The 18,512-nt window shown below is 72.2% G+C and carries 18 protein-coding genes and 1 pseudogene; 7 read left to right on the top strand and 12 right to left on the bottom strand.

The features are described from left to right. Positions 1-72: 72 nt before the first annotated feature. Complete coding sequence (locus ABT294_RS48065) at positions 73-570, top strand: winged helix-turn-helix transcriptional regulator (protein ID WP_350813239.1); 498 nt, start codon at positions 73-75, stop codon at positions 568-570. A 7-nt stretch (positions 571-577) separates the two neighbouring features. Here the strand turns inward: ABT294_RS48065 and ABT294_RS48060 are convergent, their stop codons facing one another. After that, entirely contained in the window at positions 578-1,255 is a 678-nt protein-coding gene (locus tag ABT294_RS48060) for a VC0807 family protein (RefSeq protein WP_350813238.1), read from the bottom strand. Between the two features lie 87 nt (positions 1,256-1,342). On the opposite strand from ABT294_RS48060, the gene ABT294_RS48055 reads away from it, so the two are divergent. Next, positions 1,343-2,131, top strand: a complete 789-nt coding sequence (locus ABT294_RS48055) for a PaaX family transcriptional regulator C-terminal domain-containing protein (protein ID WP_350813237.1) — start codon at positions 1,343-1,345, stop codon at positions 2,129-2,131. A gap of 10 nt (positions 2,132-2,141) precedes the next feature. Here ABT294_RS48055 and ABT294_RS48050 read toward each other — a convergent pair whose 3' ends face one another. From ABT294_RS48050 to ABT294_RS48030, 5 genes are read right to left on the bottom strand one after another with little or no spacing between them, the layout of a single operon-like run. Then, a complete protein-coding gene (locus tag ABT294_RS48050; protein ID WP_350813236.1) occupies positions 2,142-3,107 on the bottom strand; it encodes a glycosyltransferase family 2 protein in 966 nt (321 codons plus the stop codon). After that, positions 3,104-4,306 (bottom strand): hypothetical protein, encoded by a 1,203-nt coding sequence (locus ABT294_RS48045; RefSeq protein ID WP_350813235.1) that lies wholly within the window; start codon positions 4,304-4,306, stop codon positions 3,104-3,106. The genes ABT294_RS48050 and ABT294_RS48045 overlap by 4 nt, the downstream gene beginning before the upstream one ends. After that, a complete protein-coding gene (locus ABT294_RS48040) occupies positions 4,303-5,088 on the bottom strand; it encodes a hypothetical protein (protein ID WP_350813234.1) in 786 nt (261 codons plus the stop codon). Before ABT294_RS48040 ends, ABT294_RS48045 begins: the two co-directional genes overlap by 4 nt. Positions 5,089-5,103: 15 nt before the next feature. Next, positions 5,104-6,123: a hypothetical protein gene (locus ABT294_RS48035; RefSeq protein WP_350813233.1), complete on the bottom strand. Its 1,020-nt coding sequence runs from the start codon at positions 6,121-6,123 to the stop codon at positions 5,104-5,106. Continuing rightward, positions 6,120-7,142: a GNAT family N-acetyltransferase gene (locus ABT294_RS48030; protein ID WP_350813232.1), complete on the bottom strand. Its 1,023-nt coding sequence runs from the start codon at positions 7,140-7,142 to the stop codon at positions 6,120-6,122. The genes ABT294_RS48035 and ABT294_RS48030 overlap by 4 nt, the downstream gene beginning before the upstream one ends. A gap of 153 nt (positions 7,143-7,295) precedes the next feature. Between ABT294_RS48030 and ABT294_RS48025 the strand changes: the two genes are divergently transcribed. From ABT294_RS48025 to ABT294_RS48005, 5 genes are all read left to right on the top strand, one after another. After that, positions 7,296-8,246, top strand: coding sequence for an NAD-dependent epimerase/dehydratase family protein (locus ABT294_RS48025; RefSeq protein ID WP_350813231.1), 951 nt, complete (start codon positions 7,296-7,298; stop codon positions 8,244-8,246). After that, complete coding sequence (locus ABT294_RS48020; RefSeq protein ID WP_350813230.1) at positions 8,243-9,445, top strand: ATP-grasp domain-containing protein; 1,203 nt, start codon at positions 8,243-8,245, stop codon at positions 9,443-9,445. Before ABT294_RS48025 ends, ABT294_RS48020 begins: the two co-directional genes overlap by 4 nt. Then, positions 9,435-10,220, top strand: coding sequence for a hypothetical protein (locus ABT294_RS48015; protein ID WP_350813229.1), 786 nt, complete (start codon positions 9,435-9,437; stop codon positions 10,218-10,220). Before ABT294_RS48020 ends, ABT294_RS48015 begins: the two co-directional genes overlap by 11 nt. Positions 10,221-10,230: 10 nt before the next feature. After that, a complete protein-coding gene (locus ABT294_RS48010; protein WP_350813228.1) occupies positions 10,231-10,938 on the top strand; it encodes a hypothetical protein in 708 nt (235 codons plus the stop codon). A gap of 115 nt (positions 10,939-11,053) precedes the next feature. Further along, positions 11,054-11,704 (top strand): class I SAM-dependent methyltransferase, encoded by a 651-nt coding sequence (locus tag ABT294_RS48005; protein WP_350813227.1) that lies wholly within the window; start codon positions 11,054-11,056, stop codon positions 11,702-11,704. Here ABT294_RS48005 and ABT294_RS48000 read toward each other — a convergent pair. From ABT294_RS48000 to ABT294_RS47975, 6 genes and pseudogenes are all read right to left on the bottom strand, one after another. Then, entirely contained in the window at positions 11,693-12,103 is a 411-nt protein-coding gene (locus ABT294_RS48000) for a hypothetical protein (protein WP_350813226.1), read from the bottom strand. The genes ABT294_RS48005 and ABT294_RS48000 overlap by 12 nt on opposite strands. Positions 12,104-12,160: 57 nt before the next feature. Then, positions 12,161-13,969, bottom strand: a complete 1,809-nt coding sequence (locus ABT294_RS47995; RefSeq protein WP_350813225.1) for an APC family permease — start codon at positions 13,967-13,969, stop codon at positions 12,161-12,163. A gap of 22 nt (positions 13,970-13,991) precedes the next feature. Beyond that, positions 13,992-14,660, bottom strand: coding sequence for a response regulator (locus tag ABT294_RS47990; protein WP_350813224.1), 669 nt, complete (start codon positions 14,658-14,660; stop codon positions 13,992-13,994). After that, on the bottom strand, positions 14,657-17,215 hold the full coding sequence (locus tag ABT294_RS47985) for a DUF4118 domain-containing protein (RefSeq protein ID WP_350813223.1): 2,559 nt from the start codon (positions 17,213-17,215) through the stop codon (positions 14,657-14,659). The genes ABT294_RS47990 and ABT294_RS47985 overlap by 4 nt, the downstream gene beginning before the upstream one ends. Further along, complete coding sequence (locus ABT294_RS47980; RefSeq protein WP_350813222.1) at positions 17,212-18,066, bottom strand: potassium-transporting ATPase subunit C; 855 nt, start codon at positions 18,064-18,066, stop codon at positions 17,212-17,214. The genes ABT294_RS47985 and ABT294_RS47980 overlap by 4 nt, the downstream gene beginning before the upstream one ends. Beyond that, a pseudogene (locus ABT294_RS47975) lies at positions 18,067-18,512 on the bottom strand (potassium-transporting ATPase subunit B); the annotation flags it as partial.

Below are 18,512 nucleotides of genomic sequence, written 5' to 3'. Positions count from 1 at the left end.
GGCCCTTGGTTCCCTAGATGACTGCCGGTTCCCTCTTGTAACCAGCAGCATCTTTCGGCACCATCGGGGAGCATGGAAGACGGCACTTCAAAGTCCCCCGATTACTGCGCGGATACCACCGTCGACTACGACATCTCCCAGTGGGACACCCGCGAGGACTGCGAGGTCCGGCAGATCCTCGACCGGATCGCCGACAAGTGGTCACTCCTGGTCATCGCCCTGCTCGACCAGCGCAAGCTGCGCTTCACCGAACTACGCAGAGAGATCGACGGGATCAGCCAGCGGATGCTCGCCAGGACCCTGCGCCACCTGGAGCGCGACGGCCTGGTGGGGCGCACCGTGCACCCGGCCGTGCCGCCGCGCGTCGACTACGAGCTCACGCCCCTGGGCGCGACCCTGCACCACACCATCCGCGCCCTGGTCACCTGGACCGAGGAGCACCAGGAGCAGATCGCCTCCGCCCGCGCGGCGTACGACCTCCGGGTGGCGGCCGAGCAGGAGGCGGCGGAGAAGGAGGCCGCCGAGCGCGACGCCATCGCCCGCGACGTCCTCGCCTCCCGCCACCGCTGACGGCGGGCTAGTGATCGGCGGGGGCCGCGCCCTGGGCCGCCGCCATGCGGGCGCGCCCCCGCTTGCCGACGGACACCGTCCAGGTGACCAGGGCCGCCACCACGACGAGCGGGAGCACGTTGTTGACCAGGACCATCACCGCGGTCGGCAGCAGGTACGTGAGCGCCACCCGGACGACGGCCTCCAACAGGAAGCCGACGCCCCACACCACGGTCAGCTGGTACTGGACGCGACGGAAGCCCGGGTACTGCCACAGGCCGTTCCAGCCGGCCAGGCCCTGCGGGGTGCCGTCGGTGCCGAACTTGCGCCCCAGGTAGAACATCAGCGGCCGGCGCAGTGCCAAGCTGCCGAGGAACGCCAGCCCGAGCAGACCGGTGATCGCCGAGTCCTTGATGAACACCAGCCTGGTGGTGTTGTAGGCGACCGCGCTCAGCGCGCCGAGGAGCAGCAGCACGAGCATCATCACGCCGAACTCGTCCACGCGGCGCTTGATCGCGAGGTACAGGACGTTCTCGACGGCGGGCCACAGCGAGATCAGCAGCAGCGCGTGCACCTCGCTCACCCCGCGGTCGGTGAGCAGCCCGTACGTGACGAACGGCAGGACGACGCCGAACAGGATCGCGGGCCCCCAGTTCAGCAACAGCGCCTTGGTCCTGCCGCCGTTCCGCTCCCGTGTCGCTTCCATCGCCGAGCCTTTCGTGTATCGCATATCCTCACGATCGTGAATAAAACAGTAACAGGACGGCCTGGCGGGGTAAATGTCTCGCGCGGGGTGAATGTCGGTCTGGTGCCGTTCCTGTACGGGGTCGCGGGCCGCGAGGAGATGCCCGGCGCCGCGCTGGTGCGGCTGCTGACCGTCCTCGGGCTCACCACGGGGGCGGCGCGTTCGCTCATCGCCCGCATGCGCCGCGACGGGCTCATCGCCGCGACCCCGCGAGGCCGCGGCGCCGACTACCGGCTCTCGGGCGCCTTCCTGCGGTCGTTCAGGCAGATCCGCGACGGCCGCCCGGAGCCTCCCGCCTGGGACGGCCTCTTCCACGCGATCTTCTACACGGTCCCCGAGGCCCAGCGGGCCTACCGCGACCAGCTACGCCGGGCCGCGACGCTGGCCGGATACGGCCTGATGCAGCCGGGCGTGCTGATCTCGCCGGCCGACCAGCGGGACCGTCTGGCAGCCGAACTCGGCTCGGCCCCCCGCGCGGGGACGGTGTACTTCGGCCGCGTCGAACTGTCCACCGCGGACGCCGCGACGGTCGCCTTTCGCGCCTGGGAGCTGGACGAGCTGGACCGCCGCTACCGCGAGCACGCCGCCCGGCTGCGCGCCGCCGTCAGGGACCGCCCGATCCCGCCGCCCAGCGCGACCGCGCTGGTGGACTACGTCCAGCTCTTCGGCGGGGCGCTGATCGACACGTTGCGCACACCGCCGGCGCTGCCGCCCGAGCTGCTGCCCGGCGACTGGTCACTGCCCGCGCTGCTGGCCGCGACCGGCGCGGCGTACGCGCACTTCGGCCCGCCGGCGACCGAGTACGTCCAGAGCGTGCTCGCCGGACACGGCGCGTGAACCGGCGGCGTCAGGCGTTCGCCGCCGTGCGGCCAGGCGGAGGCGGGCACGGCCGGCCGCCGGTCAGCGTGTCCTCGGGAAGCAGGGGCAGGTTCGAGTCACGGACGAAGTAGGGGCGCAGGCTTCCCGAGTCGCGCAGGAGCCGGTGCAGGTAGCGTCCCACCAGGGCGACCGCCGCGAGGGCCAGCCCGGCGAGCAGGAGCTGGGTCGCCCCCAGGACGGCCCCGTCCACCAGGCCCAGGTAGCCGAGCACCGCGAGCGCCAGGGCCAGGACGCCGCCCAGGGCGGCTGCCGCGTACACCATCGTGAGCGGTCGCCAGGAGAAGCCGAAGAACAGCTCGAAAGCGTGCCCGGCCAGCCTGACCAGGCGCAGCTTGGAACGGCCCGCCGTGCGCGGTCTGTGCGCGACCGGCGCGACGGCGTACCTGGCGCCGACGAGAGGCACCGCCGGAATGAACCAGGGCAGCCGCAGATCGGTGATCGTGCGGGCCACGCCGGTGCTCACCAGCCTGAAGGTGGACGCGCCCCTGGGCATGTCGATGCCGAAGACCCGCCGGGCCGCCCAGTGCAGCCCCGCCGAGCCGCCCTTGCGCACCAGCGGGTCGCGACGGCCCTGCCGCTCGCCGAACACCACGTCGTAGCCCTCTTCGGCCTTGGCGAGCAGGGTCCAGATCTCCTCGGGCGGCACCTGGAGGTCCGCGTCGCACTGGACCGTCCACGGCTGGCCGGCGTAGCGGAACCCGGCCGCCATGACCGCGTCGATCCCGAAGTTGCGGGTGAAGGAGAGGTACCGCACCCGCGGGTCCGTCTCCGCCAGGCGGCGGATCCGGTCGAGGGAGTCGTCGGTGCTGCCGTCGTCGACGAAGAGGATCTCCAGGTCGCCGATCTCCTTCAGCGCCTCGACCAGCTCGCCGTGGGCGACCTCCACCTGCGCTCCCTCGTTGTAGCAGGGAACCAGCACGGTCAACCCGGTCACATCCGCCTCCTCAGTACGAGTCCCAGCACGAACCCCTGCGCGCCCAGCGCGTACACCGCCCCGGCGGCCCCCGCGAACGGGATCACCATCGCGCCCAGCGCGCTCACCACGGCCCAGGACAGGACGGCCGCCTTCGCGCTGCCGCGCAGCTCGCTCTCGCCGGTGTTCTCCAGCACGAATATCCCGAAGCTCGCCAGCGCGTTGGCGGGGAGCAGCGACACCAGCAGGCCGCCGAGCGCGACCAGGGAGCGGGTCCCGGCCAGGCCGCCGACCAGCGCGGCTCCCGCGACGACCAGCCAGAGGGCGCTCACCCAGACGGACAGCCGCGCCACCCGCCGGGCCAGCGCGCGGACCTGCGCGGCGCCCTCCGACGCCATCCGCAGCGCCAGCCGGGGCTGGTAGATCCGCTGCAGCGTGTAGATGACGGACGCGGCGAACCCCCATCCGAGGGTCATCACGTACAGGTCGCCGCTCTGGCCGGCGTGGGAGGTGAGCGACAGTTCCACGAAGAGCGTGCCGACCATGGCGTTGCCCAGCACGTCGGCCGCGCCCATCAGCACCACCGTGCGGGCCAGGATGCCGCCCAGCGCCCGCCGCGGCGGCCAGGCGCCGCGCGGCAGCCCCCGCAGCAGCGCCAGGTTCAGCGCGGTGACCAGCACGAGCAGTCCGGCCAGGTAACCGGCCGGCCGGATGTGGACGGTGAACGCCAGCCCCGCCATGCCGAGCATCCCCAGACCGAGCAGCGAGAAGTGCACAGTGTCGCGGTTGTAGCGGCCGAGGGCCCGGTGGAGTGCCACGCCGAGCATGCCGCAGCCGAGGGAGATGTAGTAGGCGATGGCCAGCAGGTAGACGGTGACGGCCGAGCCGGGCGCGAGGACGAGACCGGCCACGGCGGCCACGGTGAAGGGCAGCGGCACGTGCGCGACGACCGCGCGCAGCATGCCGGCGATCTCGTCCCGGGTGCGGCGGGCACGCGGGATGAGCGTGAGCGCCGCCTTCTCCGGCCCGGACTGGACCGCCATGCACAGCCAGGCCGCCGCGCCGACCGCGGCCGCGTACCTGTTGAAGTCCTCGCGGCTCCACGCGGCGACCAGGACGGCCGCGGAGCCGTACAGCAGGAGGCGGAAGGTGGCGCGACCGCCCAGCAGCGTCAGCAGGCGGCGCGGGCCGATGCGGTGGGACGTGGCGGCGGCCGTCATGGCGCGTCCAACTCGTCCGAGACGGCCTCGCGCAGCGGGCGGGCACCGGTCTCCAGATAGGTGAGCAGGGCCTGGCGGATGCGCTCGTCGCCGAACCGGTCGCGCACCCCCGGGACGGACGGCCCCTTGTCGACGCCGAACAGCGCGGTGAACAAGGTTCTCACCTGGTCGGCGGTGAACGAGTCCGGCAGTGTCAGCAGCTCCTCGACCGCCGCGGCGGCGGGAGCCGGAGCCGGTGGGGCCTCCAGCCAGGTGGTGGACCGGCCCGCGGTGGCGAGCCAGTGCCGTAACCGGCTGACCCGTTCGACCACGAAGGCGGAGTCCTGCCCGCCCAGCCTGGACGCGGCGAGCCCGGCGTCGTAGCAGGTGGCATGCAGCGCGGCGCACACCTTGTTGAACGCGGGAGGTTTGCCGGGCAGCTGGTCCAGGGGGAGCTCGCTGACCCGTTCGACCACCGCACGCGCGTCGGGCGAGGTCCTGGCGCCGGCGACGAGCGCGTCGAACTCCTTGTACCAGCGCGCGAGCGTCGCCCGGTCGGGCTTGTCGGCGACGGTGGCCTGTCCGGCCTCCTCGCGCACCCAGCGGACCATGCGGTCGGGCATGAACGCTGACAGCGGGTCGCCGTCCGCCGGCGCGGGCCGCTCCTGGTCGGGGGCAGGATCGGGGGCGGGAGGCGGGCCGGGTCGGAAGAGCGCGCCGCAGGACCGGCAGGAGTAGCGCGCCGACCGCAGCCGTCTTCTGATCGGCACGGGGTGCGGGTGCCCGCATTGCACGCAGGTCATGGTCCTGTCCACAGGTCAGAGGGGTACGGCGAGAGCGGAGGAGGGGACCAGGTCCGCGCCGAGGTCGCGTTTGGCCTCCGCCTGCCCCTTGCCGAGGACCAGTCCGGCCTTGCCCGAGCTGATGGACCACTCCACCATGCGGACGTAGCCGTCGAAGTACAGGTGCTTGCGCCCGCCGTCCTCGGGCAGCAGGGCGCCCCAGCTCAGGCAGACGGGCCACGCGGGGTGGTCCAGGATCAGGGAGAGCCCGAGCAGCCGCCGCCCCGGTCTGTCGCGGTAGGCGATCGCCACGACCTCGTCGCCGCCGACCAGGGCCTCGAGGTAGGGCAGCGGGAGCGGGGCGAGCGGGAAGAGCCTGCTGCGGTGCTTGAGGTCGTTCTCGGCGCGCAGCGCGGCCGCCTCGGCCGCCGTCACCAGCTCGCGTGCCGGTCCGATCTCGACCGACAGGCTGGGGTCGGCGGTGAAGTTCCTGGCCCGCCGCCTGAGTGAGTCCCTGCGGGCGCGGTCGAGGAGGGCGTACCAGTCCTCGACGCCGGTCCAGGGAGTGGCCAGCTTGGCCAGCGGCGCCGTGGGGAGGCGGACCTTGACCGTGCCGGGCAGCAGCGCGGGTTCGCCGGGCGACACCTCCCGCCACACGACGCCGCGCCAGCCGGTGCCCAGCTCCCGGCGGATGCCGCGCACGTAGCCGTCCAGCAGGTCCCGCTGCCGCTGCGGCTCGGGGTCGCCGGTGAACCACCATCCCTTCTGGGAGCGGTTTCCCGGCGCGTGGACGTCCACGAGGCCCGCGGGGTCGCGGCCGGAGGCGTAGGCGCCCCGGTGCGGTCGTACGCCGCGTAAGGACGCCGACACCGCGCCGACCGCGGCGTCTTCCTCCCTGAGGACGGCGAGCAGGACCGGTGCCTGGGCGGCCCAGGCGTAGGCCCGCAGCAGGTCGTAGCGCCAGGTCACGCACTGGCCCGCGGCGGTGCGCAGCCGCTCCCAGTCGGAGGGCTCCGGGTCGTGGCGGGGGTCCAGGATCTGGAGGGTGAGGCTCATCCCATCACCCACCGGGGGACGACGACGAACTTCATCGGGACGTGCTCGAAGCCCAGTGACAGCTTGATGTCCACCCTGCCTCTGCCGAAGAGCACCTGCTTGGCGCCCGCCTCGATCGCCCGCCGGATGATGCGCACGTAGCTGTCGAAGTAGAGGTCCTTGCGTCCGCCCTCCTCCGGCCGCAGTGCCGCCCACGGCCCGCTCACCGGCGAGGTCGGATGCTCGTACACGATGGAGAAGGCCAGCAGCCGGTCGGCCTCGTGATAGGAGATCACCCGCACGTCGTCGCGTCGGAGCAGGTCGCGGAAGTAGGCGGCGGGCAGCGGCGCCCGGGGGTCGAAGCGGCTCGCCAGGCGGTCGGTGTGCCTGCGGTTCAGCTCGGCCAGCTCCGCCGGGTCGAGGTCGAGCCGGGCCCTTCCCTCCCGCACGGTCAGGTCCGCGGCCTCGTCGACCCTCCTGGTCTGGCGGCGCAGCGACTTCCTGCGGTCTCTGCTGAGCGAGCCGATCCAGCCCTCGACCGAGGTCCAGCTCAGCGGCAGCAGCGTGCTGCCCGGGGAGTCGCGGACGATCGCGCCGCGGCGGGCCACCAGAGGCAGGTGGGGTTCGGCGACCATGCGGTAGAGAGTGCCGGCGAGCCCCCAGCCGAGCAGGCGGGCCACGGCACGCTCGAACCGCAGGAGCAGGCTCCGGCGGGCCTCGGGCGGCACGTCGGCGCTGAAGTGCCAGGTCGGCCCGTTGGAGTGCCCGGGCAGGCGGACGTCGAGGATGATCGGCTCCCGTCGGGGACGTGGGGCTCGGTCGGAATCCGGCCATCGTAGGCCGAGGTAGACCGCGCCGACCGCCCCGGTGATGCGGTCGCCGTCGCGGAACACCGCCAGCAGCGGACGGGCCCACGATCCTTCGGACGACGCGGCGATGACGTCGTAGGCCCAGATGGCGGTCAGTCCCTCGCCCTGCCGGAAGTCCTCCCAGTCTGGCGGCTCCGGATCACGGCAGGGATCTAGTACTTCCAGGTGCACTCGATTGCCCTCGATGGCGAAATGATCACAACATGGCTACAACTGCTGATTCGTGAAGATTGTCGCAGAATATGTCTGCTGTGATCACCTCGTGCGTGTTCTGGACCCACCACGCGCGACCATTCATCGTGCGACTCACACTCAAGAGGTGGCATGAAGGTTGGAGTAACCGGCGGAAACGGATTCATCGGCCGCTACGTTTGCGAGGAACTCGCATCCCGTGGCCACGTTCCGCTCGTGTTCGATCACAGAGGGCGCGCAGAAAGCGGCCTCCCCTGGGAGGTCATGCGGGGCGACATTCGGGACGCTACCGTAATGACAGAACTCGCTGCGCATTGTGACGCAATCATCCATTTGGCGGCTGTTCTCGGTACTCAGGAAACCATCACCAATCCGCGCCCGGCCGCTGAGACCAATCTCATGGGCGGTCTCAACTTCTTGGAGGCCGTCGCCCAATACGACCTGCCGGGCGTCTACATTTGCGTGGGCAACCACTGGATGGACAACAGCTACTCCATCTCCAAAACGGCCGTGGAGCGCTTCGTCCGGATGTTCAACGCCCACCGCGGGACCAGGGTGAACAACGTCCGGGTCGTCAACGCCTACGGCCCCCGCCAGCAGGCCGCGCCGCCCTTCGCCCCCGGCAAGGTGCGGAAGATCACCCCTGCGGTCATCTGCCGCGCGCTCGCCGGGATGCCGGTCGAGCTGTACGGCGGAGGCACCCAGGTCTCCGACATGGTCTGGGTCGGGGACGTGGCGCGCGCGCTCGTGTCCTCCTTGGAGACGGCCGCCGCAGGAGAGGTCCTCGACCACGTCGTCGAGGTCGGGCCGACCACCTCGTCCACCATCCGCGAGGTCGCCGAGCTCGTCATCGACCTCTGCGTGGCCCGCGGCTACGAGCGGGTGCCCATCGCGGACCTGCCGATGCGGCCGGGCGAGACGCCCGACACGGCGGTCACGGCGCAGACCAAGACCCTGCTCTCGGTGGGCATCGAGCCCAGTTCGCTGGTGTCGCTCGAAGAGGGCATGGCCAGGACCGTGGACTGGTTCATCGAGAACCGCGGCGTCCACTGGAATGTGCCGGACGTGGCGGCCGGCGCGTGAAGCGCCTGGTGATCCTGGGCGGCTCGGACGGCACGATCAGCTCGTTCCGGGCCGCCCGGCGGCTCGGGCTGGGCACGATCTGCGTCGACATGCGCGCCGACGCCCCCGGCGTGCTGGAGGCGGACGAGTTCCTGCACCTCAGCACCCGTGACGTGGACGCCGTGACGGCGGCGCTGCGCGACCGGGACGACGTGGTGGGGCTGCTCGCCCCGGGAACCGACATCAACCTCCCGTCCCTCGTCGAGGTGACAAGACGGCTCGGGCTGCCCTGCGGGCTGTCGGATCGCGCCCTGCGGGTGTCGGTGGACAAGGCGTACTTCCGCGAGGTCTGCGACCGGCTGGGGCTGGGCGGGCCCGCCTACGTCAGCGGCGCCGCCGGCGAGGTCCTGCGCGACGCCGGACGACTGGACTTCCCCGTCATCGTCAAACCCGTCGACTCGGGCAGCTCCCGGGGCATCACGATCTGTGCCGCCCCGCCGGAGCTGGACGCCGCCGTCCAGGCCGCGGCCGACGCCTCCCCCTCGGCGACCGTGATCGTCGAGGAGCTGGTGACCGGCCGGGACCTGTGCGGGGAGGCGTTCCTCCAGGACGGCCGGGTGGCGCTGCTCGGACTGAGCGACCGGGTGGTGGCGGCGCCCCAGGTCGTCGCGATCGGGCACGACATGGCCCCGCGCGACGACCGGCTGACCAAGGAGGTCGTCCGGCAGCTCGAACTGGTCTGCGCCGAGGTCGGCTACACCGACGGCCCGCTCAACCTCGACCTGTTCGTCACCGGCGACACCGGCGACACCGGCGACACTGTCGTGCTGATCGAGATGGGCGCGAGGATCGGCGGCAACGGCATGGGCGAGGCGCTCGGCCTGATGTTCGGGGTCGACACCGTGGCCGCCGCCGTTCAGCTCGCCATCGGTGAACGTCCCGACCTGGCACCCCGGTGGACCAGGCACGCCTCCGTGCGCATGCTGCGCTCCGACTCCGCGGGCACGCTGGTGGCGCTCGACGGCCTGGCCGACGCGCTGGCGCTGCCCGGAGTGGCCGACGTGGTGGTCACCGCCTCGCCCGGCGCGCACGTCGTCCCCTACACCGAGTGCCGGGCGAAGCTCGGCTACGTGCTGGCCTCCGGGACCTCCGCCGACGAGGTCGCGCAGGTCCTGGCGGCCGTCGAGGACCTGGTCCGGGTCGACGTCGATGCCGGCTGAGTTCTCGCCGAAGCGCTGGGAGCGGGCCTACCGCCGGGTCGTCGCGACGGCCTTCCTGCGGGTGCCGTTCTACCGCGACCAGTGGGTGGCGGCGGGCCGGGCCCTCGACGAGCCGGAGCCCACTCCCTCCGCCGCGCTGACCGGGCAGCTCCACCGCCTGTGCCCGTTCGCGCGGCCCTTCGACGCCTCCCGGGAGCCGTCGCTGTGGATCGGCGACGGGCGGGACCTGCTGGACGCGCTCACCCTGGTGGGCGCGCCGCGCCGGACTCCCGTCCTGGAGGTGCGGCCGGCCGTGCTCGACCGGCGCGCTCTCGGGACGCCCTGGTCCGGCCCCCGTTACGGGGTGCTGCTCGCGCCGGACGCGCAGGTCGTCGACGAGCGGCGTCGCCGGGCGCTGAACGCCGTCGCGCTCGCGCTCGCGGCCGACGCCGGGCGGGCGGTCGTGGTGGGCGAGCGGGCGGCCCTCGACGCGATCCTGCCGGAACTCGACGGCGTCCAGGTGAGCGCCGTCGAACGCGTGACGGCCGCGCGCGCCGGGGACCCAGGTGTCGCGTACGACCCGCACCTCGGCTACCTGGGCGGGCGCGTCCCGGCCTGCGGCAGGACCCACCTGCTGTGGCGGCGCTTCCACGCCCGCCCGGCCGGGCGGGCGCTGGCCGTGACGGCGCTGCGCCGCGCAAGACCCGTGCTGGTCGACGTGGTCCCGGACGGCTCCGGGACGCTGACGACGGCCCTCTGCCCCGAGCACGGCACACCGACAGTCTCGACGCACTGACAGGGATTCCATGCTGTCCTCTTCGTCCACCCGACCGTCCGCCTCGTCGTTCTGGCGGGACAACCGGGTCGCGCTGCTGATGGGAGCCCTGGCGGTGGCACTGGCCGCCATGGTGCGTTTCGTCATCCCCTACGAGCGGGAGATCACCTCGGCCTGGATGCTGCTGGCCAAGCTGACCCCCCAGGTCGCCGCCTGCTTCGCCATCGCCTGGCTGGACGTCGCGTGGGCGCGGCGGCTGCGCCTGCACTTGGTCGCGCTGCCCGCGATCTTCCTGGTCTTCCTGCTCTACTTCGTCCCCAAGACGTTCATGACCGCGCTCGACATGGTGGACAAGTCGGCCGCGTTCGAGGATCTCTACCTGCACGTGGTCGTGTTCGTGCCGTTCCTCATCGTCGCGCTCGCCCTGTCCTACCGGCTCGGCGGCGGCTCCCGCGAGGGCGTGCTGCGCATCGGCGCGGCCATGACGATCCTGCAGATGTCGGGCCTTGAGGACCTGGTGGCGGTCCTCATGAACAGGCGGCTGGACGGGATCCCCGAGGTCTGGGACTGGGCGCACCACATGACGGTCCGGCTGGGGCACGTGGCGACGCGGAACGAGGCGTACGCCTTCATCGCGGTGCACGTCGTGCTCGCGGTGCTGGCCCTGGCGCTTCCCCGGCGGCTGTTCACCGCGCTCGGCCGCCGGCTACGTCCCGGCCGGGCCCGTTCCGAAGGCTGACCGGGTCGCATCAAGGAGGCGTGGCGATTGCGGCCGGAGCCGTATGGGTTCCGTATGGATCGCCGCAGGCGGGCCGGCGGGTGCCTGAGGCTGGAGGCAGTTCTCAGGAGGAGCCGTGGCCGTGCACATCCCGCAACCGAGCATCCCCTCAGCCGCCGTGGACGGCGTGGGCTGGGGGATGGAGCAGTTCCACCATCCCCGTCCCGTCCGCAACCGCCGGGAGGCGACGCCGCAGCGGAAACAGCTGGTGGAGGGCCTTTCAGGACGGGTGCTGGAACTCGGCGCGGGCGACGGCGTCAAGCTGACCTGCTACCCCTCCGCCGTCGGCGAGATCGTCCTGGCGGAGGCGGACCCCTTCCTGCGCGCCGCCGCCCGGCGGGTGGCGGACGACGTCGCCGCGACGGTGCGCGTCCTCGACGGGGACGCCACACGCCTCCCCGTGGAGGACGCGTCCTGCGACGCGGTGGTCTGCTCACTGGTGCTGTGCTGCGCGCCCCGGCTCGACCCGGCGCTGGACGAGGTGCGCCGGGTGTTGCGGCCCGGCGGCGAGCTGCGGTTCTACGAGCACCAGCGGTCCGGCAACCGGGCCGTGGCGTTGGCCGAGGAGATGGTGACGCCGCTCTGGTCGCGGGTGTGCGGCGGCTGTCACCCCGCGCGGGACGTGGTCGCCGCGATCGAGCGGGCCGGTTTCGTCCTCGACCGGGTCGAGCGGTTCACCCTCTGGCGGGTCTCCCATGTGACCGGCAGGGCCGGGCTAGCGCCGTGACGTCCCGGTCGGGGCGGGGTGGCTCAGCCGGCCGGCGAGGACGGGCGGACGACCCCTGTCACGCATGCGGCGGCGGCGCGGCCTCCTGGCCATCCCCCAGGCGCTTCCCGCCGCGCCGACGGCCAGGAACGCGACCAGCCTGACGCCGTCCGGGGCGGTGAACGTCAGCGTGCCCATGTCGTTGACCAGGAACCCGGTCGCGAAGCACCACGCCATCGCCCCGCTCGCCAGGCCCGCCACCAGGTGCCGCGACCAGATCGAGAAGGCCCCGACGACGGCGGCCAGCGCGACGACGCCCTCGGCGGCGGGCACGATCAGCGCCGCGACCGCGCAGGCCGCCACGACCAGCGCGAAGGCGCCCGCGATCAGGAACTCCAGCGGCGGCCTGGATGATCGCATCTGCCCTCCTCCGTTCCATGGTCACATAGCTGATCTCTTCACGACATAGCCAGACCTTCACGACGTGTCCCCCTGTGCCGCCGGGACCTGGCCGACGCGGAACCGCATCCGGCAGACCACCGCGCCGGTGCGGCGGCGCAGCGCCCTGGCCAGGACGGCGCCACGCTGGTTCTGCAGCATGCGCTGCCAGACGTGCTCCGGCTCGACCTCGGCGATGAGGACGAACACGTGCGCCTCCGGCACCCTCCTGAGGAACTCGAGCAGCGGCACGTCCAGCCGTCGATGGGCGTCGTAGAGCTGCACCAGTTCGACCTCCGGGTGCCAGCGTTCCCACTCGTCGACGAAGCGGCGCGCGTCCTCCTCGTCCTCCGGGTGGGTGATGTTGACGGCCACCACCCGGTGGCCGAGCGAGAGGGCGGCCGACAGGGCGTCGTGGGTCAGCCGGTTGACCGCGTGCACCGGGACGACCACCAGGGAGCGGCGCGGTCTGGGCGGTTCGGGGGTCCTGCCGAGTTCCAGCCGCTCGCCGATGCGGGCGTAGGAGCGGTTCACCCACTCCATGGCCAGCACCATCAGCGGCAACGCGATCACGATCAGCCAGCCGCCCTCGGTGAACTTCGAGATCGTCACCACGATGGCGGCCACGAACGTGAGCAGGGCGCCGAAGCCGTTGAGCGCCACCCGCCACCGCCAGCCGGCCGGGCGGTCGGCCGTCCAGTGCCTGACCATGCCGGCCTGGGAGAGGGTGAAGCCGACGAACACTCCGATCGCGAACAGCGGCACCAGCAGGTTCATGTCCCCGCGCGCGGCCAGGAGCAGCACGCCCGAGACGATCGCCAGGAAGGCGATGCCGTAGCGGTGTACGTGGTGGTCGGCGCGCAGCGCGAACAGGTGCGGCAGGTTGTTGTCCCTGGCCAGCAGCTGGGCCAGCACGGGCAGCCCGCCGAAGGACGTGTTGGCCGCCAGCGCCAGCAGCACGACAGTGGAGAACTGGACGAGGTAGAACAGCGGCCCGTCGCCGAGCGCGGCCTGGGTGACCTGGGCGAGCACGGTCACGCCCGCGCTGGGGGCGATCCCGAACTTCTCGATCAGCACGGCGATGCCGATCAGCATGACGGCCAGCAGGCCGCCCAGGGCCATCTCCGCGTTCTGCGCCCGCCTGACCCGTGGCCTCCTGAACGAGGGGACGGCGTTGGCGATGGCCTCGACCCCGGTCAGCGAGGCGCAGCCGTTGGCGAACGCCTTGAGCAGGAGCAGGACTCCGACCGTCTGCAGGCTCCGCGCCGTGTGCGCGACGTCGATGGCGGGCGAGCTCCTGAACAGCCCCACCGCGATCACCAGCACGATCGCGCCGACGTAGATCACCGTGGGGACGATGAACGCGCGGGCGCTGTGCGCGATGCCCTTGAAGTTGACGGCGGTGACCAGGGCCAGCACGCCGAGGCAGAGCCAGACGGTGTACGGCAGGAGTTCGGGGAAGGCCGAGGTGAGCGCCGCGACCCCGGCGGCCACCGAGACGGCCACGTTCAGGACGTAGTCGATGACCAGCGAGGCGCCGGCGACCAGGCTCGCCCGCCGGCCGAGGTACGTCCTGGCCACGCCGTAGGCGCCGCCGCCCTCGGGGAAGGCGGCGATGACCTGCCGGTAGGAGAGGGTCAGCACCGCCAGGAGCGCGGCGATGGTCAGCGTGACCGGGATGGTGAAGCCGAGCCCGGCCCCGCCCGCGAGGGCGAGGACCAGCACGATCGCCTCGGGGCCGTACGCCACGGACGCCATGGCGTCGAGGGAGAGGGCGGCCAGGCCGCCGACGACCGTCAGGCGGTGCTTGTCTCCGGCGTCGAGGGGCTGCTTCGGGACTGTTCTCACGGGTGTCGCCATTGGCGTGCTCTCAGGGGTTGAAGCGGTAGCCCATGCCGGGCTCGGTGATCAGGTGGACGGGGCGGCCCGGGTCGCGTTCGAGCTTCTTGCGCAGTTGCGCCAGGTACTGGCGCAGGTAGTGCGTCTCCTTCAGATGCTTGTCGCCCCACACCTCGACCAGCAGCTGACGCTGGCTGATGAGCTTGCCGGGGTTGCGCAGCAGGATTTCCAGCAGGTGCCACTCGGTGGGGGTCAGCCGGACGCCTCCCGAGATGGTCTTGCTGGTCAGGTCCACCACGTGCTCGCCGACCTGGACGCGCGCGAGCTCGGCCTCGCGGACGGCGGCGCGCCGGGAGACGGCGCGGACGCGGGCGAGCAGCTCCTCGATGCCGAACGGCTTGGTGATGTAGTCGTCGGCTCCGGCGTCCAACGCGTCGATCTTGTCGTGGTTGCCCGCCCTGCCGGACAGGACGATGATCGGGACCTGGGACCAGCCGCGCAGGCCGTGGATCACGTCCACGCCGTCGAGGTCAGGCAGCCCGAGATCCAGGATGACGAGCTCGGGCGACCAGTCGGCGGCCTGCCTGAGCGCGGAGCTGCCGTCGGCGGCCACGGCCACCTCGTAGTGGCGGGCGACCAGGTTGATCCGCAGGGCGCGCAGGATCTGCGGTTCGTCGTCGACGATGAGGACGCGGGTCATGCGCTCTCCTCGACGGGCCGGGACCGCGCCGGGGTGGCGAGCGGCAGCGTGAGCGTCATGGTGAGTCCTCCTCCTGGGGTCTCGTCCGGGACGAGGGTGCCGCCCATGGCCTCGGCCAGCCCGCGGGACAGCGCGAGGCCGAGCCCGACACCCGAGTGGTTGTCGCGGTCGCCCAACCGCTGGAACGGCAGGAAGACCCGGTCGTGCGCCTCCGGCGGAATGCCGGGGCCGCGGTCGATGACGCGGACCTCCACGTTCTCGCCGTGCCAGCTGGCGGTGACGACGACCTGCTGGTCCGGCGGGCTGTAGCGGACGGCGTTGGACATCAGGTTGACCAGCACCCGTTCCAGCAGGGCCGGGTCGGCGACGACCTCGGGCAGGTCGACCGGGATGTCGCCGTCGATGCGGTCGCAGAACGGGCCGAGGTCGTCGACCGCCCGGGGCACGACCTCCTCGAGCGCGACCGGCTCCAGCGCGAGCCCCAGCACGCCGGCCTGCAGGCGGCTCATGTCGAGCAGGTTCGCCACCAGGCGGTCGAGCTTGGCCAGCGACTCGTCGGCGGTCTCCAGCAGTTCGGCGCGGTCCTCGTCGGACCAGTCGACCTCGGTGTTGGCCAGGCTCTCGACGGCCGCCTTGGCCGAGGCGAGCGGGGTGCGCAGGTCGTGGCTGACGGCGGCGAGCAGCGCGGTGCGCATCCTGTCGGCCTCGGCGAGCGGCTTGGCCAGCTCGGCCTCCTCCTCCAGCCGCTGCTGCCGCAGCGCGATGGCCGTCTCGGCGGCGAACGCCTCCAGCACCCTGCGGTCCGAGGCGTCGAGCAGGCGGCCCCGCACGGCCAGGACCAGGGTGTCGTCGATGGTCACGTCCGTGTCGCCGCTGGACGGGCTGGTGCACGGCGCTCCCCCGGACGTGGCGACGATCCGCCAGGACTCCGGCTGGGCCTGGTCCTCCGGGCCCGGCTTGCCGACGTGTTCGAGCAGCGTGACCGACGACAGCCCGAACGTCTCGCGCAGCCGCGACAGCAGCGACGGCACGGCCGCCTCGCCGCGCAGCACATGCCCGGCCAGCGTGGACAGCACCTCGGCGTCGGCTCGGGCTCGGGCCGCCTCTCTCGTACGGCGGGCCGCGATGTCCACGATGGTGCTGACCGCGACCGCGACCACGACGAAGACGACGAGCGCGAAGAGGTTCTCCGGGTCGGAGATGGTGAACTCGCCGATCGGCGGCGTGAAGTACCAGTTGAGCAGGAGCGACCCGCCGACGGCCGCGGTGATGGCCGGCCACATGCCGCCGGCCAGCGCCACGCCGACCGTCATGACCAGGAAGAACAGGATCTCGCTCGGCAGGCTGAGCTCGTCCCTGAAGACGCTCAGGATCGCGGTGAGCAGCGGCATCCCCGCCACCGCCATCGCCCAGCCGGTCAGCCGCCGCTTGCGGGTGAGCGCGGCCCGCGAGCGGGACGGGCGGCGGCGGCCCTTCTTGGCCTCGGCGTGGGTGATCATGTGGACGTCGATCGAGCCGGACCGGGCCGTCGTCTCCACCCCCACGCCCCGGGAGAGGATCTGCGCGAACCGGCCGCGCCTGGACGCGCCGAGCACGAGCTGGGTGGCGTTGACCCCGCGGGCGAACTCCAGCAGCGCCCCGGGGATGTCGTCGCCGACGACCTGGTGGTAGGTGCCGCCCATGTTCTCGACCAGCGTCCGCTGGCGGGCCAGGGTGGCCGGGTCGCCTCCGGCCAGCCCGTCGGAGCTGGTCACGTGGACGGCCAGCAGGTCGGCGCCCTTGCTGCGGGCGGCGATGCGCGCCGCGCGGCGTACCAGCGTGTCGCCCTCCGGCCCGCCGGTCAGGGCGACCACGACCCGTTCGCGCGCCTCCCAGGTGGCGGCGATGCCGTGGTCGGCGCGGTAGCGGTCGAGCTGGTCGTCGACCTTGCCCGCGACCCACAGCAGGGCGAGCTCGCGCAGCGCGGTCAGGTTGCCGACGCGGAAGTAGTTGGCCAGGGCCGCGTCGACCTTCTCCGGCGCGTACACGTTGCCGTGCGCCATCCGCCTGCGCAGCGCCTCGGGCGACATGTCCACCAGCTCGACCTGGTCGGCCCGCCGGACCACCTCGTCCGGGACGGTCTCCCGCTGCGGCACGCCGGTGATCTCCTGGACGACGTCGTTGACGGACTCCAGGTGCTGGATGTTGACCGTGGAGATCACGTCGATGCCGGCGTCGAGGATGTCGTCGATGTCCTGCCAGCGTTTGACGTTGCGCGAGCCCGGCACGTTGGTGTGGGCCAGCTCGTCGATCAGCGCCACCCTGGGCGCGCGGGCGATGACCGCGTCCACGTCCAGCTCGGTGAAGGTGCTCCCCCGGTAGAGCATGCTCTGGCGCGGGATCACCTCCACGCCGTCGAGCAGAGCCGCGGTGCGGGTGCGGCCGTGGGTCTCGACGAAGCCCACGACCACGTCCCTGCCGCGCTCCAGCCCTCTGCGGCCCTCGCACAGCATCGCGTACGTCTTGCCGACCCCGGGCGCGGACCCGAGGTAGACCCGCAGGCGGCCCCTGGTCATGGCCGGTCGAGCGCCAGGTTGAGTTCGAGCACGTTCACCACCGGGTCGCCCATGAAGCCGAGCGCCCTGCCGGTGGTGTTCGCCGCGATCAGGCTCCGCACCCGCTCGATGGGAAGGCCGCGCTCCCTGGCCACCCTGGGAGCCTGGAGGTCGGCGTAGGCGACGGAGATGTGCGGGTCCAGGCCCGAGCCGCTCGCCGTCACCGCGTCGGCGGGGACGGCGGGGGTGCCCGCGCCGCCCCTGACCGGGACGGTCCTGCCCGCCGCGTAGTCCTCGCCTGGCTTGCCGCACTCCACCTTGAGGCCCTTGTAGGTGGCGACGAACGGGGTGGCGGGGCAGGCCTGGTTGACGCTGACGGCCCGGTCGGGGAAGACCTTCAGCACCGCGCCCACGCCGTCGGCGGTGCAGTACGGACGGGCGCCGCTGACGCCTTCCAGCTCTCCGACCGCCTTGGAGCGGGCGCAGACCTGCGTGAGCAGCGACTGCTTGCCCTCCTTCGCGGCGGCGTCGGCGCCCTGGGGGTTCGGCAGGACGTCCAGGACGTCCTCGGGGCCCAGGTTGCTGGCGGCGCTGGACAGCGGGTCGTAGCCGTCGCCGGCGGCCGACGGGCGGCTCTGGAAGTACTTCTTGAGCGGATTGCCGTCCTTGTCGGTGAACTTCTGGCCGATGATCGCGCTGCCGACGGTCTTGCCGTCACGCTCGACCAGCGAGCCGTTGGCCTTGCCGTTGAACACCGCCTGGGCGACCCAGGTGGTGACCAGCGGGTAGACGACGCCGGTCACCACGGTCAGGACGAGCAGCGCGCGGAGCGCGGCCACGTGCTGACGGATCCAGCTGGGTAGACGGTCCATTTATGACATCCCCGGGAGGAACTGAATGAAGAGGTCGATGAGCTTGATGCCGATGAACGGGACGACGATCCCGCCCAGGCCGTAGAGGTAGAGGTTGCGGGAGAGCAGCTTGGACGCGCTGGACGGCCGGTAGCGGACGCCCCGCAGAGCGAGCGGGATCAACGCGATGATCACCAGGGCGTTGAAGACGACCGCCGACAGGACCGCCGACTGCGGGCTGGACAGGCGCATGATGTTGAGCGCGTCCAGGCCGGGGTAGACCGCCGCGAACATGGCCGGGATGATCGCGAAGTACTTGGCGATGTCGTTGGCGATCGAGAACGTGGTCAGCGCACCCCGCGTGATCAGCAACTGCTTGCCGATCTCGACGATCTCGATCAGCTTCGTCGGGTTGGAGTCGAGGTCCACCATGTTCCCGGCTTCCTTGGCAGCGCTGGTGCCGGTGT

The organism is Nonomuraea sp. NPDC000554 (assembly GCF_040300065.1).
Classification (GTDB): domain Bacteria; phylum Actinomycetota; class Actinomycetes; order Streptosporangiales; family Streptosporangiaceae; genus Nonomuraea.
Note: the sequence above shows the minus strand (reverse complement) of the source record. Positions and strands in the feature narration are given on the sequence as shown.

Coding starts and splice junctions, on each gene's coding strand:
- ABT294_RS48065 (WP_350813239.1), top strand. CDS start 73: ATGGAAGACGGCACTTCAAAGTCCCCCGATTACTGCGCGGATACCACC.
- ABT294_RS48060 (WP_350813238.1), bottom strand. CDS start 1,255: ATGGAAGCGACACGGGAGCGGAACGGCGGCAGGACCAAGGCGCTGTTG.
- ABT294_RS48045 (WP_350813235.1), bottom strand. CDS start 4,306: ATGACGGCCGCCGCCACGTCCCACCGCATCGGCCCGCGCCGCCTGCTG.
- ABT294_RS48040 (WP_350813234.1), bottom strand. CDS start 5,088: ATGACCTGCGTGCAATGCGGGCACCCGCACCCCGTGCCGATCAGAAGA.
- ABT294_RS48035 (WP_350813233.1), bottom strand. CDS start 6,123: ATGAGCCTCACCCTCCAGATCCTGGACCCCCGCCACGACCCGGAGCCC.
- ABT294_RS48025 (WP_350813231.1), top strand. CDS start 7,296: ATGAAGGTTGGAGTAACCGGCGGAAACGGATTCATCGGCCGCTACGTT.
- ABT294_RS48015 (WP_350813229.1), top strand. CDS start 9,435: ATGCCGGCTGAGTTCTCGCCGAAGCGCTGGGAGCGGGCCTACCGCCGG.
- ABT294_RS48010 (WP_350813228.1), top strand. CDS start 10,231: ATGCTGTCCTCTTCGTCCACCCGACCGTCCGCCTCGTCGTTCTGGCGG.
- ABT294_RS48000 (WP_350813226.1), bottom strand. CDS start 12,103: ATGCGATCATCCAGGCCGCCGCTGGAGTTCCTGATCGCGGGCGCCTTC.
- ABT294_RS47990 (WP_350813224.1), bottom strand. CDS start 14,660: ATGACCCGCGTCCTCATCGTCGACGACGAACCGCAGATCCTGCGCGCC.
- ABT294_RS47985 (WP_350813223.1), bottom strand. CDS start 17,215: ATGACCAGGGGCCGCCTGCGGGTCTACCTCGGGTCCGCGCCCGGGGTC.
- ABT294_RS47980 (WP_350813222.1), bottom strand. CDS start 18,066: ATGGACCGTCTACCCAGCTGGATCCGTCAGCACGTGGCCGCGCTCCGC.